The 25,204-nt window shown below is 56.9% G+C and carries 24 protein-coding genes; 5 read left to right on the top strand and 19 right to left on the bottom strand.

Annotated elements, in window-relative coordinates; translation table 11 throughout:
* Positions 1–165: 165 nt before the first annotated feature.
* Together AWB81_RS09200 and AWB81_RS09195 are read right to left on the bottom strand one after the other, a co-directional pair.
* Positions 166–351 (bottom strand): hypothetical protein, encoded by a 186-nt coding sequence (locus tag AWB81_RS09200; protein WP_062634420.1) that lies wholly within the window; start codon positions 349–351, stop codon positions 166–168.
* A gap of 66 nt (positions 352–417) precedes the next feature.
* Entirely contained in the window at positions 418–2,586 is a 2,169-nt protein-coding gene (locus AWB81_RS09195) for a family B DNA polymerase (protein ID WP_062634417.1), read from the bottom strand.
* 766 nt (positions 2,587–3,352) lie between these two features.
* Between AWB81_RS09195 and AWB81_RS09190 the strand changes: the two genes are divergently transcribed.
* Positions 3,353–4,009, top strand: a complete 657-nt coding sequence (locus AWB81_RS09190) for a hypothetical protein (protein ID WP_062634415.1) — start codon at positions 3,353–3,355, stop codon at positions 4,007–4,009.
* A 304-nt stretch (positions 4,010–4,313) separates the two neighbouring features.
* Here the strand turns inward: AWB81_RS09190 and AWB81_RS09185 are convergent, their stop codons facing one another.
* From AWB81_RS09185 to AWB81_RS09140, 10 genes are all read right to left on the bottom strand, one after another.
* Entirely contained in the window at positions 4,314–4,730 is a 417-nt protein-coding gene (locus AWB81_RS09185) for a phage DNA polymerase-associated SH3 family protein (protein ID WP_062634413.1), read from the bottom strand.
* A gap of 21 nt (positions 4,731–4,751) precedes the next feature.
* A complete protein-coding gene (locus AWB81_RS09180; protein ID WP_144444116.1) occupies positions 4,752–5,159 on the bottom strand; it encodes a hypothetical protein in 408 nt (135 codons plus the stop codon).
* Between the two features lie 14 nt (positions 5,160–5,173).
* Positions 5,174–5,644, bottom strand: coding sequence for a hypothetical protein (locus AWB81_RS09175; protein ID WP_144444115.1), 471 nt, complete (start codon positions 5,642–5,644; stop codon positions 5,174–5,176).
* 80 nt (positions 5,645–5,724) lie between these two features.
* The gene (locus AWB81_RS09170; RefSeq protein ID WP_062634407.1) at positions 5,725–6,138 is read right to left on the bottom strand and encodes a hypothetical protein; all 414 of its coding nucleotides are present in this window, start codon (positions 6,136–6,138) and stop codon (positions 5,725–5,727) included.
* A gap of 2 nt (positions 6,139–6,140) precedes the next feature.
* On the bottom strand, positions 6,141–6,611 hold the full coding sequence (locus AWB81_RS09165; RefSeq protein ID WP_062634405.1) for a hypothetical protein: 471 nt from the start codon (positions 6,609–6,611) through the stop codon (positions 6,141–6,143).
* A gap of 22 nt (positions 6,612–6,633) precedes the next feature.
* Positions 6,634–7,086, bottom strand: a complete 453-nt coding sequence (locus tag AWB81_RS09160; RefSeq protein WP_062634403.1) for a hypothetical protein — start codon at positions 7,084–7,086, stop codon at positions 6,634–6,636.
* Positions 7,079–7,708, bottom strand: a complete 630-nt coding sequence (locus AWB81_RS09155; RefSeq protein WP_062634401.1) for a hypothetical protein — start codon at positions 7,706–7,708, stop codon at positions 7,079–7,081. The genes AWB81_RS09160 and AWB81_RS09155 overlap by 8 nt, the downstream gene beginning before the upstream one ends.
* On the bottom strand, positions 7,705–8,085 hold the full coding sequence (locus AWB81_RS09150) for a hypothetical protein (protein WP_062634399.1): 381 nt from the start codon (positions 8,083–8,085) through the stop codon (positions 7,705–7,707). The genes AWB81_RS09155 and AWB81_RS09150 overlap by 4 nt, the downstream gene beginning before the upstream one ends.
* Before the next feature lie 941 nt (positions 8,086–9,026).
* The gene (acpP, locus tag AWB81_RS09145) at positions 9,027–9,281 is read right to left on the bottom strand and encodes an acyl carrier protein (protein WP_062634397.1); all 255 of its coding nucleotides are present in this window, start codon (positions 9,279–9,281) and stop codon (positions 9,027–9,029) included.
* A gap of 654 nt (positions 9,282–9,935) precedes the next feature.
* Positions 9,936–10,943, bottom strand: a complete 1,008-nt coding sequence (locus AWB81_RS09140) for a hypothetical protein (RefSeq protein ID WP_062634395.1) — start codon at positions 10,941–10,943, stop codon at positions 9,936–9,938.
* Positions 10,944–11,111: 168 nt separating this feature from the next.
* On the opposite strand from AWB81_RS09140, the gene AWB81_RS09135 reads away from it, so the two are divergent.
* Positions 11,112–11,915, top strand: coding sequence for a DUF7484 family protein (locus tag AWB81_RS09135; protein WP_062634393.1), 804 nt, complete (start codon positions 11,112–11,114; stop codon positions 11,913–11,915).
* A 47-nt stretch (positions 11,916–11,962) separates the two neighbouring features.
* On the opposite strand, the gene AWB81_RS09130 is transcribed toward AWB81_RS09135, so the two are convergent.
* Together AWB81_RS09130 and AWB81_RS09125 are read right to left on the bottom strand one after the other, a co-directional pair.
* Positions 11,963–12,610 carry a hypothetical protein gene (locus AWB81_RS09130; protein WP_062634391.1) on the bottom strand — a complete coding sequence of 216 codons (648 nt, stop codon included), beginning with the start codon at positions 12,608–12,610 and terminating at the stop codon, positions 11,963–11,965.
* 16 nt (positions 12,611–12,626) lie between these two features.
* A complete protein-coding gene (locus tag AWB81_RS09125; protein WP_062634389.1) occupies positions 12,627–13,202 on the bottom strand; it encodes a helix-turn-helix domain-containing protein in 576 nt (191 codons plus the stop codon).
* 597 nt (positions 13,203–13,799) lie between these two features.
* Here AWB81_RS09125 and AWB81_RS09120 point away from each other — a divergent pair.
* The 3 genes from AWB81_RS09120 to AWB81_RS09110 all read left to right on the top strand — a co-directional run bounded on the left by AWB81_RS09120 (position 13,800) and on the right by AWB81_RS09110 (position 16,227).
* Positions 13,800–14,354, top strand: coding sequence for a hypothetical protein (locus tag AWB81_RS09120; protein WP_062634387.1), 555 nt, complete (start codon positions 13,800–13,802; stop codon positions 14,352–14,354).
* Between the two features lie 186 nt (positions 14,355–14,540).
* Positions 14,541–15,770 (top strand): DUF8549 family protein, encoded by a 1,230-nt coding sequence (locus AWB81_RS09115; RefSeq protein ID WP_062634385.1) that lies wholly within the window; start codon positions 14,541–14,543, stop codon positions 15,768–15,770.
* A gap of 34 nt (positions 15,771–15,804) precedes the next feature.
* Positions 15,805–16,227, top strand: coding sequence for a hypothetical protein (locus AWB81_RS09110; protein ID WP_062634383.1), 423 nt, complete (start codon positions 15,805–15,807; stop codon positions 16,225–16,227).
* Between the two features lie 47 nt (positions 16,228–16,274).
* Here the strand turns inward: AWB81_RS09110 and AWB81_RS09105 are convergent, their stop codons facing one another.
* From AWB81_RS09105 to AWB81_RS09085, 5 genes are all read right to left on the bottom strand, one after another.
* Positions 16,275–17,330, bottom strand: a complete 1,056-nt coding sequence (locus AWB81_RS09105) for a hypothetical protein (RefSeq protein ID WP_144444113.1) — start codon at positions 17,328–17,330, stop codon at positions 16,275–16,277.
* Between the two features lie 84 nt (positions 17,331–17,414).
* A complete protein-coding gene (locus AWB81_RS09100) occupies positions 17,415–19,697 on the bottom strand; it encodes a hypothetical protein (RefSeq protein ID WP_144444112.1) in 2,283 nt (760 codons plus the stop codon).
* Positions 19,698–19,741: 44 nt separating this feature from the next.
* Positions 19,742–21,433 (bottom strand): hypothetical protein, encoded by a 1,692-nt coding sequence (locus AWB81_RS09095; RefSeq protein WP_062634377.1) that lies wholly within the window; start codon positions 21,431–21,433, stop codon positions 19,742–19,744.
* Between the two features lie 24 nt (positions 21,434–21,457).
* Complete coding sequence (locus AWB81_RS09090; RefSeq protein WP_062634375.1) at positions 21,458–24,070, bottom strand: DUF7193 family protein; 2,613 nt, start codon at positions 24,068–24,070, stop codon at positions 21,458–21,460.
* A gap of 67 nt (positions 24,071–24,137) precedes the next feature.
* Positions 24,138–25,052, bottom strand: coding sequence for a hypothetical protein (locus tag AWB81_RS09085; RefSeq protein ID WP_062634373.1), 915 nt, complete (start codon positions 25,050–25,052; stop codon positions 24,138–24,140).
* Positions 25,053–25,204 lie beyond the last annotated feature (152 nt).

The raw sequence follows: 25,204 nt of genomic DNA, 5'->3' as shown, positions 1-25,204 counted from the left end.
GTCCTTCGGGGCACGCTTTATGACGTCTACTTGCGGCCGCGCGCGAGGCGCATTTGCTCCTTCTGCTGACAGCGCACCACAAGGGCTGAGTCTTCGGCGTGATCTTGGGGCAGCGTATGCATTTCATCTGCCAGTCGGAAAATCCGAACCACCTCACGACTGCTCCTATTCGATGCCAGTTGCCGCGACGGTCGCCTTGGCGAGCAGCCCATTCATATCCGATTCGTCGATTCGGGAATCCGGCTCGCTCGTCGCATCGGCCGGATTCGACGCACGACTCCAGTCCCAACGCGCCACGAATAGCGCCAGCAGCGCAAACCAAATCAAGACACCCCAGAGCCATGTCGGCATCTCTAACCTCGAGCAAATAAGAATGCCCGCGCAAGGGCGGGCAATGTTGTTGGTCGATACTCGGCGCTATGCTGCTTCCAGATCTTTCACTGGAGCAGCCATGTGGTCACTGACCAAGCGCGTCATCTGCTTGTTCTGCATATAGACGCCAAGGCTCTCCAAGAGTAGATAGAACACTGCGACGGTATCCGTGATGAGTTTCCGAATCGCGATCTCGCTCTTGATCTCCTTTGGAATGCCCTTGGACTGGATGATCTGTTCCGGTACGTGGAACGTACTGATCGCCTTCTTCCCGGTCTTGAGAAACCAGCTTTGCAACCTCGAAGCGAGATCTCGATCGTCCATCTTGTCGAGCCACGCCTTGATCTTCACGGGCGACTTCAGATCGACAGATATCTTGACCGAGTTGTAGGGTGGTTCCTGCACTTCGCCGTACTTGTGGCCGAATGTATGGTTCCAGAAGGTGTAGTGCGCGAAATTGCTTTGCTCTGGTCCAAGCGTGTAGGACGCAGCCGGTTTGATCTGACCCATGCGAAAGTACTCGTAGCTCGAGCGCTCCAGAATCGACGTCCGGATGTCATGTTCCAGGGCGGCAATCTCGCCCATGACTTCCTTGAGCGACACGCCTTTTTCGGCCATTACGGTGTCCATGATCCGAATCATCATGGCTTTCGCCTTTGCCATCACGGCAGGCGGGGCATCCGACGACTTCAGGTGCACACCCTTGATCTCGGGCTCTTGCGCTTTATACAGGTTGCCTTCCTGACAGCCGATCGAGGCGTAGTAGTGTTTCGCCACCTGCGTCGGAACGAACACGTCGAACTTGTATTCGTTCTTCATCGCCACCTGGAAGATCCGGCTTTCTTCGATGCCGAAGTTGGCGGACATACGCGCGAGCACGTGCGTGATGGTCTGCGCCGCCAGGAAGATCATCGTAGCTGCCACGCCGGACGACCGATCGTCATAGCCAAGGCGACCGTCGTTGTACCAGAGGACCCAGTCCTGCACCGTGAAGATGGTCGAGTCCGTGTCACCCATCAGCGCCGAACGACGGATGCTTTCCGGGAAGTGGGCGAGGGAAGCCGGAACGTTCTTCGTCACCCAGAACGCCTTGATCAGGTTCTTGTACTCCGTGATCACCTGGCCGATGTGTGCCACGGTTGACGCCAGAATTCCATACGCGTCCGTCCCCGCCACGTCCTTCACCTTCTTGCCTTTCATCTCTCTCGGACACAGTTGCGAGGCGAGGGCGATGTGATCTTCGTGCGCGTTCTTGATGATGCTGTCCGGATCAGGATGGGCCTCACCGATACGGGACGACAGCTCGTGCACGAACTTGTAGACGATCTCCCGGTTGAACTTCATCAGGTGGTACAGATCGCCGGTGTAGACGAACGCGCTGCGCTGGATGTCCGTGAGCTTGCTGACGTACTGCTCAATCAGACGGTGTGCTGCTTCGTCGCGGAAATACAGCTGCGTCGAGTAGCGAATGCACTCCATCGTCTCTTCGACGCTCGGGTGACGAATCCCGAACTCGTTCATTGCGAGCAGGATCGAGTCGTAGTCCGTGTTGGTGACAATCGAGACGATGTTGTTCTTGACGATGTCCGGCGACCAGTAGTGCCGGTTGCCGTTCAGAAACTTTTCGTTGTTCGCTGAACCATAGCCCGCGGTCGACCTGCAGTTGGAGGTCAGGGTCGAGTGTGCGGTCTTGTTGAAGAGCGGGGTAGATGCGCTGACGTGGGCGCCCGAACATGCGTTGTTCGAGAGCTTCATGTTCGTCTGCTCGTTGTCTTTCAGAATCGCAAGGATGGAATTGCCGTCCATGCGTGCCTGGAACATGGCTTTCTTTGCCACGCCGCGGCGCTTGACGTTCGCGTCAATGAAACCCGCCAGCAGCGACTTCTTGACTGCCGGGTGGTAGTAGGTTGTGAGCGTGGGCGCAATGAGCTGACGTTCCTTGATCGACTCAGAGAGGTAGCCGCCGAGCGTGCCTTCTACCTGTTCACGGTCGCCGTGCTCGTTGCGGCGCAGATACAGCACGGCCGGGTCCTTGAACGGGAACTTGCCGTCTGGTCGCAGGTTATTCTTCACGAACGCCAAGCACTGTTCGCGGGGAGCGCCGGTCATCGCCGACAGGTACTCGACGCTTTGATCGACGTAGTGGCGCATGACATCAATGTCTCTGACGTACTTCGAAGCCGGCAATACAAAGGGATTGTCGAAGGTGGACATGGGAATTCCTTTCTTTCTCGTACAGGATTGATTCGCGCAATAAAAAACGCTCGATCCGGGAAGACGGCAAAAAAAAGGGAAGAGACCCGAAGGCCTCTTCCCAGAGCAAAGCCGAAGATGACGAGCCCAGGTGTGTCTCTTGGTGCGGCCGTCGCTTCCTCCAAGGAAGTAAAGGCGCGACGGCCGCGAGACCCACCGGCTACGAATCGTCTCCGTTGACACCCCTCCGATCCCCATCAGAGTTCCCGCTATCGGCCAAGGCCGCTCAGCAGGCTAACCGGACACTGTCATGCCCTTTTTACCACCCGCATGCTCGCGCATTAGGAACGTCATTACACGAGTTGAACTGGCGCATCACTTCCAGTCAAATCATGAGCCCGCGCGGTATTTTTTCTACCGAGGAAGGCTCGTCAGTAAATCGGTAGGTAAGTTCGACGTCGAGCGCGCTAGTGAAAGAGCTTCTCATAAGCGTGATCGCCTGGGTGACCTGAGCGTGCGTGTTTTGGCTTCCTCGTTGAAACGAAACCGGATCCGTCCGTGCCGCTTCACGGCAATATTAGACTTTCATTTTCCTTCCGGATTGCTATAGTTAGACTTACGGGCGCGGAAATTTGGTCCACCTGCCGTATGCTGATAATAAGTGCCACTAACGCTTTCGCTGTATCTCCTTAAAGAGGAGAAAGTCGCTGCAAGCAGTTCATTCCTTTTCCCTGAGCAACCTTCGTTACTACAGCAGCGAGCGACTCTATCTGATAGAGGGGTCAAAATGAGCATGCGTCGCCTCATCCAACAATTTCACTACGGTCGCACGGTGATCAGCAAGGCCCTTGCGGCTATCGCGTTTATTGCAGCTTCGAGCATGTTTGCATCGGGCCAGGCTGCGGAGGTATTAACCATTAAGTCAACCGGAGCGGCAGCAAGCGGGTTGGGGTTCTTCAGCGCTACCTGTCGGACGGACGGAACGGTATTTATATCCGTTACCGCAAATGCTACGCATTCAAAAGGCAGCGGCACCCCCGTAACCTCCCTCGCGTTTGCGGAAGTTTACATGTCCTGGTGGGATGACTGTACGCAAGCCTATTCTTACGCACTATACGCAGGCGACGTGCAATTTTCGTTCAAGGACGGCGGTGGAAGCAGACCTCCAAAGTCAGCGACTGCATCTGGTCAGATTCCTTCAGTCGATGGAAGTGACTTCGTTACAATTCAGATGGCACTGACCGCTGCTGGGACGCCCTTCGAAACGGACACTAAGCAAACTACTCGCTATCAGGGCTTCACTCAGAAAATCAGCCTCGACGAAGCCGGCGTCCCAGCAACAGGAACGTTTAGCGTTTCAACGCCAAGCTTCGGCATAGACATTCAAAACTTCAGCGCGCACTTAGGTAACACCAGGAGCAGCTACACGACGATCACCAAATGAGCAGTTGGTCGTGTGGGCGGGGAGGGTGTCCGATATGGATAACGTCCCCACCCTGCATGGCGCGTTGAAGGTCGAGGTAAATCGTGATTGCGCCAATCCCTGGAGCTGGGCCGCGAGTTCGTTTGACGAGGGGTAGGCAAAAAAAAACATCTTTGCGGGGAATAAGCCTCTTCCCGAGGGAAGAGGCAAACAAAGGAAATTGCAATCAACGTGCTATGGTTCTCGCGGTACTACCCCCGAAACTACTTCACCACTTTCCCCCTTGGCGACGGTGCGTTTCCCGCACTCTGTCACAATATACCGATCAAGAACCCGGCATTGCCGAGACAGTGACGGAGATGTTCGGGAAGCCGTTGCTAATGAGCGCGTTCTGGACAGCTTGAATGTCACTCGCGGTGACGCCGCTGATGACAGCGGTGATCGTCTGTGAGGTCCAGACCTTGATCGTGCTTTCGTTGATCCACGGCATCCCGAGCGCCGTGATCGCACCCGACTGCGTGCGCACCTTGATGTAGTTGTACTGAGCCGGGTCGTTGGGCGTTCCTTGCGGCTTCAAGTACGGATACATCTTGATGTGGTTGGCCACCGTATCGATGATGCCGTTAGCGGTGGACTGGTCCATGACGGCGAGGACCGTCACATACTCGAAGCTGTTGCCCAGAATGGGAGTGGGGTAGACGTCGAAGCTGATGACCTGACCGATCTGATAGTTGTACGACATGGGCGCTCACCGATTGAATCGCTAATAAGGAAAGTGAAAGAGGACGATGTCGTTGCCGAGGAAGCGATCGAACGCATAGTTGATGTTGCCGAACGTGTTCCTGTTGAGGAATACGCCAGCCTGCGACAACCGGCCAAACAATTCACAGGCGAATGTTTGAGTGGCACGCGTCACCTTCTCATACACTGCCTGATAATCCTCCCCTCTCAACTCTGGGATCTCTATACGATGAATTTGCGGGAGCTCGGCCAGCTGGCTTTCGTCTCCCTCCCAGCCCATGTAGATGTCGATACATTGCCTCACGAGTTCTTCGAACCCGAAGGGCGTGATCGTGAGACCGGTCAAGTCTCGACGGTATTGCGTGATGAGGTCAGCGACCGGGATAACCATCCGTTTTGAGAAGTTGACTTCTCGATCATGCTCCGGCACGCTGGGCTCCTTGTTTATCGACGACCCCTCCGGTGCACCTGGCTGCGTTCCCAGAGGTCTTCGTCGGTCAGATAGTCGATGGGAATCTTGGTCGTGAGCTTCGGCACCATCAGGCGGTGCATCAGCATGTCATGGCCGACCAGCTCGCCGAACTGATAGTGCAGGTAGCCGCCGCGATACAGTCGGAGGGCTTGCAGCTGCTCGAGCAGGTCCTGACCGAACTTGTACATCTCGTTCGAGTGGCGCGTGACGATATCGATACGCTCCTGACGCTCCTCTTCGGGGTCAAAGCGACCCAACCGAAGCTTGGGACCACTCTCGGGCAACGGCATATGCAGCAAGTCGTCGACGAGCTCCGCGCACATGAGGCTCAGTTGATCCTGCGCTTCCTTCTCGAATGCGAGACAGTCGAGGACCCGACCGATGAACTCGTCGGTATCTTCCTTGAGATGGGGCAGCCGCCTGAAGAGCGGTCCCAACAGCATGCGTGTCTCCAGAATCACGCTGTCCGGCTCGTGGCGCGGTCTGAAAAATGAATAGCCCATATTTTTCGTCGTGTATGAAATCAGCTCGCCGTTCGCTGGCGAGCGAGAAAGACCAACAGACCGTCGGATCTGAACTCAGAAAACGCGTACGGGAAGTAACCGTCACTCTCATACGCTCGCATACGAAACAGGTAATCGGCAGTGGCTTGGCCAGCGCTAATGATCTTCAGCGCCAGATCGTCCCGCTCCATCTGCGACATGTCGTTGTGACCGTAAAGCATGTCGCTGAAGGCCATCCGGTCAGCTACTCCATACAGTTCCTGCTTCCAAATATTTTCCTGATAGTTTCCGATCGCATCGAAGATTTGCGAATACAGCCAGTCGATGTCAACAGTCGGCATAGAAGGATTCGCCACCCAAGCCCGGAGAATCCGAAGCTCAGGCGGCGAATCCAGTACAAGCGTCTGCGGCTTCCGAGTCGCGCGGAAGTACATGGTCAACACTCCCGTGAGGTCAGAAAGCGAATGAAGACCAGCAGATCGGAACCGATCCACCGCGGGCGCATCTGCTCGCCGCAACTGTCCTGTGCGATCTCGAACAGTTTGGTGCGCAGGTGCTGCTGAAGCAATATATCGGCTGCCTGTTCCATCTCTTCCGCGACAAAGCGAATCACGCCGAGATTGAACAGGGCGCGATCCTGATTCAGAATGTCACGCAGACTTTGTTTCCCGTACAGATCGTGATGACGATCGACCGCGTACTCGAAGTCTTCCATTACCTTCGCCGCGAGACCGCGAGCGTAGCGATGGCCGTGGTGGTAGTTCGTCGTGTACGGACTGTTGAAGGAGCGGGTGAGAATGGCTTCCCGGACCAGGTCCTTCAGGCCGGAATCGTAGAACTCGAAGAACGGCGCGTATTCTTGGAAATCCCGGATCAGCGAGCGCGTATCGAGGACTATTGGTTTCATGGATTATACCCCTTGCCACCCCCTAGTACGGGCGGGTGACGAGCAAGTCGTATTCGGTCATCGCGAACGCGAGGCCCTCTCGGTTCTGGAAAGAGACCTCCGGCATGGTTTGCCCGACCGTCTCGACGAATGCGGAGAACGCTTCCTCGGCGAATTCGTGAGCGGTGCGTTCATCGATCCCTAATTTCTTCAGCTCAGCCTCGCTTTGAACGAGCTGTCCCATATTCCGCACGTCCCCGTCATGCCCGCCAAAGATTTCTTGTACGAGCGCATCGAAGAACGGGCAGATGTTGATGTCCATCAGGCGAGGCGGCTCGGCGAGAACGCCGTACTGCACGCGTCGGTGTTGGGCCCAGTAATCGCGAATCCTCAAGCGCAGCAGGCTCACCACGTGGCTCATGCCAATCCACGTATGGCGTTTGGGCTGCCGCACGAAGTGCGAGAGCGGCTGCCCGAGCACTGGCACTCTAGTCATACGCACATCCTTTCATTCGGTGCCAGTCAGCGATTCGAAAATCGATGCTTTTCTCGACCATTAAGCCGAAGCCTTCCCTGTGCAGAAAGTGGATGACCCAGCGGTTCTCGCCTGCGAAGTCCCGCACCTGCCCACGAATGGGGCTTGCCATACCCAGAATCTGATTGGCAATCTCGGGGTCCGAGCGATAGTCAGGGTGGATGACGGCAGCGACCTGGGCGAAGTCATCTTGTCGAGCGCTCCGCTTGCGCTGGTCGCCGTAGATCGAAAGCGTATCGATGAGGAGGCGTTCAATGATCGCCATGCCGCGGGTCGGCAGAGTCGGATCGTTGGAGAGCATTGGGATTTGCCCGGGCGTCACGACCACATTGCCGTCCAGGTCTCTGACCTCAGTACCGCGCTGTATGTCGGCGATTGTCCGGACAACAAAGTTACCGATGTCGCCTCGTTCGTTTCTACCCTGCTGATAGTAGACGCCGCTCGGATGCATCACCGGGTCGAACTTCCCCTTCGCATAGATACCCGGGGCGGGCTTCACCAGGTAGTCGCCGACGACCGCTTCAATCATCGAAGCGATGGGGAACGGGTCCAGCCTGAGTGTTTGAATAATCGGGTAGTTCATGGCCTAGTGAAAAGGAGGGCGGTGTCGATGTAATAGAAGACGTACAAATCCGTGCCTCGAAGATCGATGCTCACGGACTGGTCGTCGTAAATCAACGGCACCTTTATTAACTGTCGAACCGGCAACGAGATGGGATACGGCAAGGCATTCGCAACTTGATCGTGAAGTGCGCTGTAGACCGAGCGCTCGCGGGTGTGTCCTTGAACGGACAGGCCGTAGCAGTTCTCGATCTGCTGCGCGATGATCCATTCCACCGTGTCCTCGATTGATGCTCCCGAGAAGCAGACGTTGTCTTGCTCGAATATTTCCAGCAACGGCGGTTGGATAATCGCGAAAAACTCGCGGATGTCCTGAATGAGAGTGGCTTGTCGAAACACTTCTGGCTCCTGGTCTCTACACGATTTGACGTGGAGATATAAACTTCCCAGCACGAGCCCGTCAGAAGCGTTTCTGAGCGTTTTTAGAGGCATTCTGGAAAACAAACAGGCCGGGATTTTACACGGGTTCCGTTTGTTTCACTGGCTGGCTGAATTGACGGCATAAAAGGCAATTAGGGCCAACTCCCTCCTCGCGTAATGCGATCCTGGGGAATTGGCCCGTAGCTCTGCTGTGTCCGGCTGAGCAGTACGGAGACAGACGCTCTTTGTTTTATCCCGCTGAGCAGTTGGGAGACCATCACGACGTCGTGCAAACAGTGGATCAGCAATTAGGCCAGCACTAGCCTGCGCGCTGCCTTGTTGGCTCGAGTCGATGCTCGTGCCAGGCCCGCGCAGCCGCGTAGGTGGACGCTATATGTTCCAGACTGAATGCGGAATGTCTTACCACTCACTAGAGGGTCACTTGATGGATGGCTTCAGTCAATCGGACTGGAAATGGGAGCGTGAGCTAACCTACTTCATGGCGGACCTCTTCGGTTGTTTTGCGGATGTTGATGGAATCCAGTCTCGGAATGGGCCCCGCTCGCGGCCAGCGCCAACCAGCGCGTAGCGAGTGACGGAGACTGGGACAAACGCAGGATTGAAATCAGGTATGAGCGCCTTCCTCACATCACCTCCCCAGGCGATCTGATCGAAGTCAATCACTTGGATTGATCGAGACCTAAACTACTGCAGCCTAAGTTTGTTGCACTGAATTCAACCCTGCGACTACCGGCGCCAAGGTAGCGCGGGCGTGACGTTCAAACGCGGGCCTCACATTGTGTTAGCTCACCATCACGCCCAACGGGCAGGGCGCGCCGTTTGCGCGCCGACGCCCAACAAAAGAGCACCGCAGCGCGGGAGCCAAGTTCCCGCAAGCGGCGCGCGCCGGTTAAGAAAAATCAGACCGTGGCCGGAACTTTGCCTTTGACGTAGTCGATGATGCTCTGAACGGTCTTGAAGCTTTCCGCGTCCTCGTCGAGGATGTCCAAACCGAAGTCGTCCTCGATTGCCATCAGCATCTCGACTTCATCGAGCGAGTCAGCACCGAGGACTGCGACGATCGTGTCCTCGTTCCTGATGTCCGTGACGGGGACCTGAAGCTGAGCCGATACGATGGCTTTAACGCGTTCTTCGATTTGCTGTTTATCGCTCATGCTTTCTCCTAGATCGGGTGGACGACGTGGGGACTTTTCACCCCCGGCCCTTTTCAGACTGCTGCTATGCCCAAACCGGTTAGGCGTGCTCGTCTGGCCCGGTATCGCGCATACCGGCTCGCCGTCGTCCGTAACTGTTGATGTTGATTTGGAATGCGCTCAGCGCGAACGCATTCCAAACCTGCCTTCGCAGGCTGGTTGGGATCATCCCGTCCTCCGAGCAATCGGATCCTGCGGGACGATCGGTAGATTGGTTCTCACTGAACCTCGATCGATGCGACAGTGCCTTGGACCTCATTCGAAACAATTGCTCCCTCTCGGGACCAGCCCGATGCCTCGGGTGGCTGAACTCAAGTCTCGTGTCAGCACACTTCGCGATGACCAGCTTCCTGATAAAGAAGCTTCTTGTTTGTTCGATGTCAGGTGAGAAATCTGGCGAGCGGACTCGTCATGTCCCAGGCAAAACCCGCCAGAGCGTGGGGTCCATACGGCCTCCATTTGACCGCGGTATCCGGCTCTTTAGGGTGTGCAGTTAGCTTGGGGACGAACGAGCGCATGTGCACGTCATGCGCCGTCTTTGACGAGTATCCGCGTTTGATCAGAATCCGGCACGCGGGGGTTAAGCACAGCCCGCGCATCAGATCCCGCCACCAGTTACAACACCAGGCCGGTATCGGTAGCCTGATCAGCACTGGTCGAAATGCCTGCCTTGTTCAGACGTGCGGCGGTCTGCTCTTCGAGCTCGCGGAGCACGGTGTTCAGTCCGGCGGCGACTTCCGCGAAGACGCCGTCGGAGGTGACGTAGTGGAACGGTGCCAGCATGTTGAGCTTGTCGGAGGCGGTGTCGCCCTCGATGTAGCCGACGTACTGCACTTCCGGACGCAGCGACAGGCTCGGATCGACGTCAGGCATCGTGAGCGTCGCGATGCTGATGAGGTTGCCGATCTTGCTGAGGCTGGTGGCGTTCAGGTCTTCGATGAGCGTGAGCGCGGTGAGCGCCGGCTTGTACGAAGTGACCTTCTGGTAGTGCAGCCAGTTGTACAGATCCTTCGAGTCCAGCTCCCGGTTGCGGCGCGAGAAGAGCAGGCACAGTGCGGCTACGAGATGCTGCACGCGCTGATCGACGACGGGGCGCGTCATGTCCGCGCTGTTCTGCAGGTACGACATGATGACCGGCTGCTGACGTACGGTCGACGCGATCTGGTCGTAGGACTTCAGCGTGTTCAGTGTGTTCTCGCTGTACTTCTTCGTGCTGTCATCGCCGACACAGATGACGATCGTCGGATAGTCCTTCGCGAGGAGTTCCGAAACGATCGAAGGTGCGATCACTGATCCGGAACCGCCACCGGCCGACGAAAGGACGATGTTGAGATCGACCGGCTTGAACGTCTGCAGGATGTCGCGCACGCGCTCGCTGATGGCGCCGTGATTTTCACGACGCACTTGACCGGAGCCGTCGAGGCCGTCGATCAGGTAGACGCTTTCTGCCTTGATGTCGGAGTGCAGGTTCGACTTCGACGTGTCGATGTATACGACGTCGAGCTGGGCGAACGCTTCGTCGTTGCTCTGCGCGACGCGATCGACTTTGTGACCTACGTTCACGCCTGCGCCGCCACAGGCGTAAAGGCGTACACGGCCGCGTTCACGTTCATGCGTAGTCATGGTTGGTGTTCCTTGGGGTTGTGACTTGTGGTTGGTCATAACAAGCCTGACGGGGATAAAAAATAACTGCGACCTAAATAGCACTCGGCGAATGCTGTGTACGTCACAGCTCCAGTAAAGTGATATATCGCCATTTTTCTATTGGGTTGAGTCCCGGGAGATCCCCCCATGAATCCCATTACCAAGGCCCTCGCAGACATCAAGTTCCGCATCCCGCCCGAGGTCTTGCACACCGTTTTCGTTCAACGTGTCGAACGTTGGCGCGACACGCCGAAGAGCATCGACGATCAGATCATGAACCTGGTCATGCGACCGCGCGTGCTGATCGATTGCAACCTGGTTGGTGGCACTGAGATCTGGATTTGCCTCGACGGATTGTGCGAGAGCGGTGGCAGCATCTACGAATCGGTCTACCGCATCCCGAAGAGGATGACCAACGGTCGGACGATCATGTCCGTGCTCAATATCTCCTTCGCGGATCCCTCGCGTGTCTCGGCAGCAGGTATTGCAGCGAACGGCCAGAACAACATGATGTTGCAAGCAGGTCAGGCCGTAATGGATGCGATGGGGATGATTCCCCAAACGTCTACGGCTCGGCTCGAACTGATCGGTGAGAACGTCGTGCTCGTTCGCGATGTGATGACGATGCCGGCCAATGCGTATCTGCGCTGCACTGTGGCGAATGACGAGAACTTGAACAACATTCAGTTGCGCAGCTATCTGTCGTTCGTGAAGTTGGTGGAATTCGCGGTCAAGTCCTACATCTACAACACCTACGTCGTCCAACTGGATATGGGCGAATTGCGTGGTGGGCAGACGCTCGGTCGAATCAAGGAGATTATCGACGGCTATGCCGACGCCGAAGAGCTGTACCAGACCCACTTGACCACTCGTTGGAGGAAAGTCGCGTTCATGAACGACCCGGAGAGTTACTCTAGGTATCTTAGACTTATGATCGGCGGCAATCGCTGACAGCATAGAGGCCCGGGAAATCCCGGGCCCTCATGACGCTAAGTCAATTACGCGGCAGCTTCGCTCATCTGCCGCACGGCGCGGTTGAACTCCTCCGGCAACACGAAGGTGAAGACCACACCGCTACGGGGACATATGTCGCGGAGGCTCGGCTCGACGAACAGATCGATGGTGCCATTGACCCCGGGTGTCCAGGTGACCTTAACCGCATGGGAGTGAGCAAGCAAGGTGCGACGCAGTTCGTAGAAGAGCGTAGCGAACTGGAGCGTTCGCCTTTCCCCATTCTGGCCAGTGCCCAGCTGGTACTCGCCTTCGAAGACAGCGCTGTTCATGGCTTTCAGGACCGCCTCGAGTTCCTGAATAGCGTAGGAGACGCTATGGTAATACGCATGATCGCCGATACCTTGGGTCGTCATGTGCAGCGTCGCGAACGGCATGGCTTCATCGCCCAGCAGCGCGACGTGCTCGTGGACCTCGGGAAGCAGGCCACCGTTCTCGTTCGGCAACACGTGCACACCGTAGGTCGCCGAGAAGCCCGGGTGCGACGACAGGATGCGTAGCGTCTCGCGCCATTCCGCCAGGAACTTCTGTCCCGCTTTGTCGCCCATGTGGTCGTAGGCGATCGCCTTCAGAAACGGACGATCTTCCAGCGGGAAGCTGTAGCCATGGAACAGCAGGCTGTGTGCGTTTTTCATGTTTCGTTCGGTCCGTTCAATAGCCGGTCTTCGGGACCAAATCGAACTTCACGTTGAAGCCCAGCGCGTTCAGGAGTTCGTGCAGACGATCGATCGTCAGTGACTGGCGGCCGAGCTCAACCTCGGAAATCGAAGAAGGGCTGAGCGTGGTTTTCGCGGCCAGTTGCGATTGCGTCAGTCCGGCCTTCTTGCGCAGTTCTCGCAATGTCCGGCCGAGTTCCTTGCCGAGCGACGGCGCAGATGCGACCGCCGACGTTTCGGCCGGCTTCGAGACGAGGTTCTTGAACGCGGAGTTCGCTTCAGCCTTCTTCTGGGCGAGCGACTTCTTCGCAGCCGGCTTCGTCGCGGCGGCCTTCTTTACAGCGGGCTTTGCGACGACTGCTTCCTTAGCGGGCAGCTTCTTGACCGCGACGCTGGGATTGATCGCCTTCGGCGCCGTGGCCGTTGCTGCGTCAGCGACCTTCGCGGGAGCGGTGGGCTTGACCGACTTTGCGGCAGCCTTCTTCGCAGGTGCCTTCACCGGAGCGATTGCGGCCTTGACTGCCGGTGCCTTCGTGACGTCTGCTTTCTTCGTGATGCTCTTGGTGGCCATGTTGGTGTTGTCCTTGTTACTGTGGTTTAGAAATGTGCTGATGTCGCATACCCTACGGTTTCTCAGTATTTCTTCCCCGCACACCGGCATAAGAGCCAGCCTGCGGCCGGCCGGACTTTCGGCCCCCCTCCCCCCAGAAAAAGCGGGGTTTTTTCCTGCAATAGATAGAGGAGAGGGGACCTTCGTCCCCTCTCCTTGGATCGACGGCCCCCCTCCCCCAAACCCATTCATTTTTTATATATTGAAGGTCACTTTTTCTTGGTGTTGTTGTGTGTGACTTTCGATGCAAAGAATGCAGATAGAACGGTATTTTTTTATTCCGTCGGTCGTATGTATTTAAGAGGCTTCTCTGCGGAAGCCTCAATGAGTCAAGTTTGACCAACTTTTAGTTTCTAAGATGTTGCATCGAAAGAAGGCATAGACAGACAACACAGAACAACAACGAGAACAGAATCAACGAAAGGATAACGACTAAAAAGCAAAACCTCCAAAAGGGCGGCCGGGGCGCGGCGGGGCGGCGGTCGGAGCGGCGGCGCACGCTAATCCTGTGTTTGAGTGCAGTTGGTCTGCGCTCGTCCGAATATCCCCGGAGGAACTATGTCCCTGCTCAAAGCTGCGCTGGAAGGCGAATTCGTCGGCCAACAAGAGACCCCGGCGCAAGGCGCGTCGGATAAAGAGATGCTGGAACTGAAAGGTCCGCTCTCGGAAGTCTTCTCACAAGCACTCGCTCAGGCTTACGCGCGTCCCACATCCAACGATCCGCCGGAAGGCGGTGTGGCGACGGAATCGCAAGCCAATGACGCGCTGGCAATCGCACAACTCGTGAACGATGTCGAGATGGCCGGCGCCGCGACGCCGTCTGACGGCAATTCGACCGTGGTGTACGGTGTCGCGGCGAGCGACGTGAAGCCGGAAAACATCGTCGAGGTCAGCAAGGATCTCGCTGATCGTGACCTCGACGAAGCGGAATTTGTGCTCGTGATGGATGCCACCAATCCCTCCGTCAACGGCGACGATAGCGGCGTGCCGACGGAACGTATCGAGTATCTCGGCAAGGCGCTGGAAGCGCTCGCTGAAGCATACGGCGTGAAGGTGTATCCGAGCCTCGAGGCGTTCGCTGCCGCGTGGGTCGCAAAGAAGCGGGGTGCGTGATGGTCTTCCCGGTCCAGTTTTACATGCTGCAATCAATCATGGTCCGCTCCCAGATGGAGCTGATGATGACGCCGTGGTGGCTCTGGTAATCGCGTCGCGCGGCGGGGAGACCTGCCGCGCTTTATGCCGGCGCCAATCTTGTGATCCGGACGCTTTATGTCCGAGCCAATACTTGAGGAAGCGACCATGCCTGGGACTATTCAGGGCGTCTTCACCGAGGCCTGCGGTGGCCTGGTTTTCGATGCCGCATTCGCGAAGAAGCTCGCGATCTACAGAACCTCGTTCGCGCACAAGAACGAAGACCACATCAAGTTCTTCGGCGGCAACCTGCTGGGTGTGGAAGTGGTGCGGTTCACCGACGCGGACCGCGATCAGTGGTTCGATGAAATTTTGAAGGCGGACCAGAATGGTCTGTCCGAAAGTCTGCTCGCCTTGCCGACGGTAAATCCGACGTTCAATGTGTCGAGCGACACGATGAACTTGTCGTGCGCGTGGCTCATGCATGCGCTGTATAACTCGCCCAAGCTGAATCCGCAGCAGAAGCACGACGCGATGGTGGATGTCGGTCTCGTGCTGCAGTACAAATTCCTGACCTCGCGTCTCTATCGTCACTTCCGGTATCCGGCGGATCGTGCCACCGCCGAAGCGACGTATGCTGCGCTCTCCGGCAAGTACGCGATCAAGCAGCTCGGGAGCTGGAACCGCGTGCTCGAGCAGCGAACAGAAGATCTGATCTCGCCCGAAGGCCTGCACTTCAATGCGATCTCCAAGATGAACAACGATCTGGAGGTGATCTACCTGCTCAACGACACGCAGGGTCGCATTCGGGACATGTTGAAGAATATCTACGACGTGTTCCTGCAGGTCCACCACCAGGGCATCAAGATCCAGTCCACGTCCTCGCTCATGGAGTACGACGGCGAAGTGTTCTTGAAGGACCGAAACAAGAACCTGCTTGCCTACACGCGGTACCTGCATTCGCTCATCACGGACAAAGCTTCATTCATGCGCGAAGAGCTGATGGGCGTGATCGAGAAGTTGATGCATACGACGCCGCCGCGACTCTTCCGCGAGACGCTCACGTGGCTCTCGGACAACTATCGCCAGTCGGGCGCCGGCAAGATCGAGGAGCTGCTAAACGAGGTGCTGATCCACAGCTTCGACTATCTGGCCGAAGAACGTACGATGGTGCGCAACCATGTGGATCTGCCGACACTGCTTGCGCGACTGAAAGGCGTCTACACGTCCTCGCGCAGTATCGACCCTGCGCTCTTCTCCCTTCGACAGAAAGCGGAGTGGTGCGTGAAGCAGGCGACGGGCAATCGCAATGAGAGTGTCATTGCATCGGTCCGGACGTCGGTCCTGTTGTACCTGGTCATTCGAACGATGACCATGCAGCACTACACCAACAAGTAGGTGCTGTTTTCTTTGTCTTCTCAGGATCGCCCTTATGGCACTGCTAGTTGATTTCTGGGAATGGGGCCGGGCAATGGTGCAACGGGGAATTGCACGATTGCAGGGCCCGAGCTGGGTGCAAGAGTCAACGAAGGGAGAGGTGAGCAGCCTTTCCATTCACACGGTACAAGGATACGATCTCAGCATCTGTGTCGAGGCGACGTACTACGAGCGCAGGTATGAGCGCTTCTATATGCCGTCGCGCCTGATGGCGAGCTACCACGTCTATACGCTGGTGCCACCCGAGGCCCCAGAGCGTCTTCGGATGATTGCGGGAAACTTCACCGCGGATATTCCGCGTCCGTACACGTGGGCAAACGAGATTATACAGAAGCAGGGGGCGATTGAAGCCTACCTTGACGTGCTCATCAGCCGACTTGATCGGCGCAGCACGAGCGGACTGATCTTCGATCGGTAATGTCATAGAGGACAGGGCGGATTACTCCGCGCTGGCCCTTATGCCCTTCATGCTCCAGTTACTTTGCCTAGAAAGACGCCGAGTGCAAGCGTCCCGAACCGATCGATGAAGCTTGCTGCTTTCTCGCTTTTCGGTGTTGCCAGATAGCCCTTCCACAAAAAGACAATCAGAACCGAAAGCAGAAACGCGTAGAAGCCTACGACCATCCAAACCCAAAACGATGGAGGAATACCTAAGGGCGGCGTAAAGCCGACTTTATTTGGCGGAGCACCGGATTGAGCGTAAGCGCTCGGGATAAGACCAAAAGACGCTCCGGTTATTTGGTTCAAGATAAGAAGGAGCAATCCGAGCCCTCCTAACACGGCGCCGGAAAAACCTTCGTGTCCACGAAAATGTAAAGCCATCCGCAATGTTAGATTGGAATAACTTCGTTCGACGAGGTATTCGGCGCGTCTCAACTTTCCGAGGTATTCCGGATAATTCTGGGAACCTTCAGCACGGTTCCCAATTCGCTCGAGAAGAATTTCCTCTAGACCACCGAAATCTCGCTCATGTTTATTGCTTTCCGGCTTCAAGGCCATTGCTGCTTGTAGCGAGGCCCTAAAAATTTTAAAATTGGTGTCTTCAAATATCCCCTTCACCAGTGCGCTTAACGAGTCGTAACTGAATTGCGTAACTCCAATTTGAGCTCTTACGTCTCCGAAATTGGCACCTACGTATTCAGCAAGCGTGCTGGTAATTGCCTCCGCGTCGTACAGGTGTTCTAAGAAGGGATAAAGGATTCTTTCTCGTATTTCGGCCAACCTCTCGCGATCTGAATTTGAGCTAATTCCGCGAAGTAGAAAGTTCGGAAAGTGGAGTGCTAGTACGCAAGCGATTCCATACTCGTAGTCGGACGGCTCCTCGATTGGCGAATCCGATAAGAAAACTAAATAATTTTTAACTTTTGGAGTTGTAATGGGCAGCTCGTCGATTGTGTAAAAAAACTGAAGCGCCTCTGAAAGACTGGCCTCCATCTTTTCCTCAGAGGACATTAACAACCATTCCGGATCTCGAGTCATTTCTAGGACAGCCATCTCTTCACCTCTTGCGTAGGTATTCAAGAACGTCCACGAATCAATCACGAGTATAGACGGCAAAACATCATAATTGCCAGAGCGGATTGATCCGCTCTGGCAATTATGCCTTTATGCCGCCCGGAGGAATCTCCGCTCGTACGCATTCATCGACATGGTGGGTGGTCGATCGCTGAAATGCCCGTGCATGTTGTTATAGGACTGCGGCATGTTCCGCCTGTTCGACGCACCTTCTCGCATGCGCTCGCGCTTCTTCTCGCGAGCGTTGTTGAGGAGCGTATCCAAACTGAAGATCTCGCCCTGTTCCAACACCAACTTGCGGTCGAGCATACGGAGCTGATGTTCGAGACGCTGCGAGATCCACTCGTTCGACTCCTTCGACAGTTGCTCGTAGACGGTCTCGATCTGCTCGCGTATCTGCTGTTGCTCTTGACGCGTCTGACGATCGATGACCTGTTCCTCGGTTGCGCCGCCCAACGCTGCACCGATACGACGCTGGTCAATGCCGTAGAACGAAAGCATCTTGCCTTTCGTCAGCAGCCAGTTGCTCAGCAGCCAGCCGATGACCATGTCGTCGTGCCCGCCTGCCGGGTGATCGATACGACCGTTCTTCGACACCAGCGAGGTAATCTGCTCAATCAGCGTCTTATCGTGGACGACAGTGCAGCCGCGTTTCGCTGCGAGTTGAAGCGATTCGGAGTAGAGCAGGGCGCGTGACGTTGCACCCATGCCGCCCGAAGTTGTGAAGCCGAACATCTTCTTGTACCGCACGTAGATGTCCGCGGGGCGACGACCCATCGGAACCTGGATCTCCTTGAAGCGGTCCGGCATCTCGTCGTAGTCCTGCACCACCTTGTTGAAGAGACGTTCGAACGGATCGATTCCCATCGCGGGCAACATCAGCAACAAGTAGTCGAGCACGGTCGCGCCCGTACTGCGGCGCTCAATGTTCGCCGTGAAGGTCGAGAAGCGGGCGAACCAGCTGCACAGCCATTCGCAGAAGGTGATGAGGTTGGTTTCGTTGTACGTTCCGGCCGCGATCGTTTCCAACGTCTCGATGTCCTGGAGGTAGAGCGAGATGTCGTCACCGCCCGAAGCTTCGGAGGTGTCCATACCCATCACAAAGCGACCCTCGGCCATCCGTTGCTCGATCTCTTCTTCCTCGATGTACCAGCGGGTGACGTAGCCTTGCGGGCTGATCTCCGTGTGCTTCACATCCTGCACGCTGTTTGTGATCGCCTTGAGGATCGCGATCGGCAGCGGGTTGGTCAGCGAGCCCGCCGTCCACATGTTGAAGTAGTCTCGGTTCGCGTCATCCCCGCTCGCGGTCGACGCTTCGAGCTTTTCACGCAGCCATTCATCGGTCTTGCCCAACTGGCGGTGATTCAGCGTGATATTCACCCGATAGACGCCACCCCTCTCGCCACGCGATGCTTTACGAACCATGTCCTCCAGCTCTTGCTGGTTCTTCGCGTCGTAGAACTTCTCCGTCCAAATCGCAGCCGCTTGAAGCAATCCGTAAATGAAAGCACCGTCCTTATCGTCGATCTTCCCAGCCGTCGTGGTGAAGATGGTCCCGTAGTCGCCACCATTGGCCTTGACCTTATCGACTGCCGCACCGGTTGCAGCCAGTGCCGAACCGACTGCAATCTGGACGTTAGGCTGGAAGGGCGATTCGTCGATGTGCATGATCGGCGAGGTGAGGCCGCGACCCAGCTTGTAGGCGCCTTTCTCAGACGCCTGCGGCACGTGCGTCTTGTAGATGTTGCCCATCGAGTTGATCGTGATCGCCTCGGTGTTGTTCGTATCAACCTTCGGGTTACGCTGGATCAGATACGGCGGCAGCTCGTCAATGCACTTCTTCAGTCGGTCGATGTTGGTCTTGCGGAGGGTTTCGTCCTTTGTCAACAAGTTGATTTCCGTGTTCTCGCAGCGGAAATTCATCAGCAGCGTCATCAACAAGTCGGTCGAGAGCGACTTACCCGTCTGACGGATCTGAATCAGGAACGTCATGACGTGGTTGAAGAAGCACCAGAACAGCGCTACGTTGCCCCGGTTGCCTTCGAACGGTGTCGAACCACCGCCACCGATCGGCGGGACGCGCGCGATTTCGCGCATGAAGTACCACGGGTTGTTCTTGACTTCAACAGCGACCGCGGCCATTTCCTCGATCGTAAGATCGGGCGCGAACGGGTCGAGACCCTGGAGCGCAGGATTGATGAGTGCCAGACAGAAGGCGTTGTTCTTCACGCCCATTTTTCGATAAACCGAGGCGAGACGGACGTAGCTTTGATTGCTCGTCTTGGTATCGATGATGGCGTTCGGATAGCGATACCAATCTTCAAGGAACAGAATCATTTTCTTTCTCAATGAACCAAACAACACGCCGTCCACCCCGTCCTCCCCAGCGGGGGAAGGCGGGACAGACGACAGATTGATCAGTTGGTCTGTTGAACGGGGATACCCGCGATGGAGAGCTGAAGGTCGTTTGTGCTGGTGCGCAGGAAGAACGTGATGAACAACGTGCTGCGATCGGCGATCGGCGTCGTGGAGGTCTGCGTCGAGTTCCACTGCGAGAGCAGACAGACGATCGGCGAGCTGCCGTCGGGCATCTGAATCGCAAAGTGCGTCGGCACCGGCACGCTTGCTTCCTGGGCGAGATCGGTCAATGGCAGCGCGTTGTAGTAAAACGCTTGCAGCCAATCCGCCTGGGACGCGTAACCGCTGGTCAGGTTGAGGGTGTAGTTGTTCGCCGCCAACATCGTGGTCGCGGCGAAGTTGCCCGGACCGAACGGCGGTTGCTGACCCGGCTCGAACTGGACTTCCCACGGCGACGACTGTGTGCCCGGTGCCAGAAGCGTGATCGCTACGGTCGCCGTGAACAGGTAGTTCGTGAAGCCCGGATCGACCTTGTTCAGCTGAACCTGACCTTCGATGTTCTGCTGGATACCGTAGCCCAGCGGTTGGAATGCGGGCGAGGCCGGCGAGAAGGTAACCAGACTCGTGACATTCCACCAGTTGCTGCGATCGAGTTCGTACAGGTACCACTGCAGGCGGTAGCCGCTCACCGCGTCGATCCACACCGGGAACGCGAAGAGCTTCAGCGTGTAGTCGCCGTCTTCGTTGATCGTGACAGCGCTGTACTTGGACGTGATGAACTTGGCGTTGTTGACCGAGTTCGCGCCATAGACCGCCTCGTCCGAAGACAGGTTGTACTTGAGCACCAGGTCGAACTTCTCGCCCACGACCGTCGAAACGAAGCTGTCGAAACCGAAGATCTGGAACTTCGTGCCATCCACCGGCAGCGTTGCCGACGAGCCGTCGCTGTACTGCACCACACCCATGAGGTTCAGGCCCGAGAGCAGCACGTTGACCGGGAACTGGATGAGCGTCGGATCAGACGTCGAGAGGAACGGCGAGAGCAGCTGGATGCCCGTCACATACTTCACGCCCGTATCCGCCAGACGGATGAACGAGGTGTTTTCGACCAGCAGCTGTCGCTTCGAGACGACCATGCCCGAGCTCGAGTACGCCACGGCCGTCACCGGCGTGCCATCAGCGACTTGCACGTTGGTGTAGCAGACAGGGACCGTCATCACCGTGCCAGACGAGCCGTCCGGGAACGTGACGGTCTTCGGCGTGGTCGGAATCGCCTGATTGAGCAACTTGCCGGACTGATCGTAATTCGCCGAGATGCAGTTGTTGTTGTTCGAGAAGTCCGCGCCTGTGAAGATCTTCACAAACGCTGCTTCGTCGCCCGGGAACCACAGACGCGCGTCGACCGCGAGCGAGTACGGGATCACGCTCGTATCCAGATAGACGCGGTAAGTATCGGCCTGTGTGCCCGGCCCCACACCCTGAAGCAGATCGCCGGAGGTCATCACGGCATTGGGCGCCGTGGTGAGCGCGACCAGGGTCGGGATGTAGGTCACCGGATCGACCACCGCCACCCGATACCAGTCGTTCGTGGTGTAGTCGCAGACGTAGTCGTTGACCTTCGGGATGTACATGTTACTGCCGGACTGGCCCTGAAAGACGGACTGAAGCGCCCAGATCTGCCACAGCCCATTTGGGTTGTAGATCGGGACGCCCCCGTCGGTGCCGGTCGGCAGATTGACTGCGTCAGCCATTGACGACTCCAAAGAGGGAAAGAATTAGCTGCTGCTGATCGCGCTGGCGCTGCTGATGCTGGCGATCGAGACGAAGTTGTTCAACTGCACCAGACCGTTCAGGTAGATGCGGATAACGTGATTCAGGAAGTTGTAGGCGTACAGGTCGAGCGAGATCGTGACCGTCAGGTTGTGCGGGCGGATCGTGACGAAGTTCGGGTCTGGGCGGTTCGCCGTTTGCGTCGGGTCGTACGCCAGCAAGTACTCGTACGGCGCGCACACCTGCTTCACATACGCGTCGTTGTAAAACTGCCTGAACGGTGCTTCGTCGATGATGCCGAGCACAAGGTCGTAGATGATCTTGCAGGAGAACGGACTGAAGACCGGATACAACTCCGTGATCGTGTCGGGACCACTCGCTTGGGGCAGCGGGTAGTACAAGGTCATGTAATCTTCGACGGCCTTGTCGATCGCCATTGCCTTCTCGAGATACACGTACGTGTCCTCGGTGGTCACGCCCAACATTGGCACCACCACCTTCTGAATCTGGTAAGGCTGTCCGTTGATGGATTGCGGTCCCAGCACATCCGCCGAGCTCTCCGCGAACTTGAGTGCGGACTTCGGATAGACACCCCCGCCCATGACGATCCGGGTAACGTCGTCGTCCCGGATGTTGTAGCGGTTGTTGTTCGAGAGCAGACCGTACTGCACCCAGCCCGTTTCACGATAGCTGCGCGGCGTCAGATCGCGATTGCAGAATCCGCTCCAACGAATCGTGATCTGCTGCTGTTTGTCTTGCGGGAAGTCGAGCGCCGTCACGTTGTTGATCATGATCGTCGGAAACTGCATCACGAAGTCGAGCTCGTCGATCATCGTCCGGCCATTCACGAACACATCGAGTTGCCCCATGGGAATCTGCATCGCGAAGAGCTGCAACACATAGTTCCGAATGCCTTCCTGCTGGATCTGAATCGGCAGGTAGCCTTCCTGCGGCTGGATGTAGAGCGTGTAGGCGAGCATCACCTTGTTGCTTCGCACGCAGGTGTAGACCTTCGTTGGATCGATCGCCCATGTGAGCGTCGTGCCCACGATCGAGTACTGGCTGCTGCCCGTCACGTCTTCCCAGGCATAGGTCGGCTTGCCGGTGATCTGATCGACCGGGCACGTGTACATGCGGTAGTCGAGCGCAGGGTTGAGCGTCTGCGTCGTCATCCCGTACGTGTCGTCCAACTGCTGGCCTGCCGTACCGGCGTACATCTCGACAAGGGCGCAGGTGCTGTTCTGACAGGTGTAGACGCCACCGCTCGCATGGTTATAGAAACCGAGCAGCGTGCCTTCGCTGTCGTATTCCCACGCGGATGAGTTACTTTGCAGGTTGTAGGGCAGCGTGACGATCAACTGACCGGATTGCTTGGTCGGAATGAGCGGGCTGTTTCCGACGAGCTGACTGGTCGCGTTATAGCCATACGCGTCTTCGACCAGTTGTCGCGTGACCTTCGTCGCCGGCTGTGCGCCCATCACCTGCGCATACGACGATGCTTCGAGCGTGGCGGCCTGCCAATTTTCGAGCGTCGAGTTGGCGCCAGCCATGGCGCTTACGATGCCCGCGTCCGGAAGCTTGTAAAGCTCCATGATGCGATTGCTTTCGTAGGCGAGCGGTCGCGCGAACCCCGCTTGACGGATGTGCAGACGGATCGTGACCTTGGCCGCCGCTACCCAATCATCCTGATCTGCCACGAACCCGGCCACATACGCGGTCGGCATCGAGTAGTCGCGATGCGTGACGTTACGCAGGGCGTCCGGACGGTTGTGATGGTAGTAGAGACCCTTGGTGAAGCCGCTCGGGAACGTGTAATAGATCCACACGTCCACGTCGTCCTGGAAGTCGATCGTGTTGTCGCTCGTGCCGTTGTAGTGCAGCAGATACTTGAACTTGCTATCGAGGGTGCTGCTGAACGTGGGCAGATTCAGAAACGGAAAGTCGACGACCTTGTAGACCGAGCTGTCGTAGAGGTACTCGATAACATCCCCGATCTGGGCGGTCAGCACGTTCACCTGATCGACCTTGTAGCCGTTGATGAACGCATACACTGCGCCGGGTTTCGTCGCGAGCGCCGCAATCTTGTTCTGAATGTTCAGGATGTCGCTCTTGAAGGCAGGCACGACACCCGCCGTCTCGATGTAGTTCTTGGTCGCACCGAGCGTTGCACGCGGACTTTGAAAGAACGCGTTGCTGTACAGACGGAGAAAAAGTGCGTCCGTGTCCAGGTTGACCGCGATGGGCGATTCGAACTGGACTGCCACGATGAGGTTCTTATTCTTCGTGACCATGAAGTACGACTGGAACCGAGGCATCTGCAAGCCCTCGTTCGTGTATAGATCCGCGATCAGATTGTTCGCGTTCATGGCCGTCGAGAACGTGGTCCATGACGTCGCCGAAGAAAGCAGCCCGACCATGTGCGGGCTGATCTGACCGATCTGGTACACGTGGAAGTACACGCCCTTGGAAGGGAGATCGTACTGTCTCCAGCCGACCTGAACCGTGTTCATCGCACCACCATCGGGCGTCAATCTCGCCAGCTGGAAGATGTCCTGCCGGTCTTGCGCCGGCGCGCACCAGATATTTTTCAGTGCGTTATCGACGAGGTAATCAAACATGAGTCACCCAATGGCGAATACTCCTGGGGCCATACAGCACCCCAGGAGTCTTGAGTCTTGAGAGGAATTAGGCGGTTGCCAGTTGCGTGAGGTTGAGCACAGCGCGCAGGAACTGCTTGTTCGGCTCCTTGTGCGCCTGACGCTCGACGAGCTTGGCGAGGCCCGAATTCTTGTAGGTGCGCTCCACGTGCGCGGCCATCAGAAGAGCTAGCCAGGTGGGCGGATGCTCGAGCGCCACAGCCAGCATTTCTGCTGCGCCGACGCCGAACCACGTTCCCTTGATGATGCTCACCAGCACGCCCGGATTGAAGGCTTGCAGGCGCACGCTTCCGGTCGCGCCGGCGGCGAACGAGCAGAAGTCAGCAATGCTGTGGCAGGGACGCGATTGGTCGTCGAGCACCGAGAGCACGTCTTCCGCTGAGCAGCGCATGCCGCGCGAGATCTGCGTGGCCATCTTCATGCGCATCGTGTCGTCGAGGAACGACGCGTCGGTGAAGAGCGACTGGTAATGGAACGCCGCGAGGATAGCGAGGTTGAGCTGTTCCTTCGGGTCCAGCGCAAAGCGCCGTGCCACGTTCTCGCTCACCCAGCTCGCGAAGAGGTTCATCGCGACCGGGGAGACATCGCGCAAGAGTGCCGAGTCCTCGTTGATCCAGACATCGTTCAGCTGAGCGCGACGTAGAAGCAGCGCATGCTCAATCGTGTTGCGAACAACGAATGTTCCCTTCAGGCGATCGAAGCTGCCGTACGGGCGCGCGTCGATGCAGATGAGTTTCTCGCCATCGAACTCGAGCATGAAGGGGTGCTGGAACTCGGGCACGGCTGCCGCCACCGATCCGTTGCCTTGAATCTCGATGATGTTCGAGCCGTTGTCACGGTGATATTGCAGGTGAATCACCGCCGCTTTGAGGCTCGCCTCGAGCTTGTCCAACACGTAGCCGCTGCACGCGGTCGTGTCGTATGCAGTGTAAAAGAGCTTCATCTTAGAGCCTCGTCGCGTCATGCCGTCGGGGCACCGACAGCATCCTATGTCTTAAAGAAATTCGTGCGTTTCTTGCACACCGGGTCTGTGTGCCGGGGTCATACACCTAAGTAGTGCGAAACGTCGGAATTAATATGATGCGGCGCATCGTC

The sequence above is a fragment of the Caballeronia arationis genome (assembly GCF_001544975.2).
GTDB classification, from domain to species: domain Bacteria; phylum Pseudomonadota; class Gammaproteobacteria; order Burkholderiales; family Burkholderiaceae; genus Caballeronia; species Caballeronia arationis.
The sequence above is the reverse complement of the archived record's forward strand: the minus strand, read 5'-3'. Positions and strand labels throughout refer to the sequence as shown.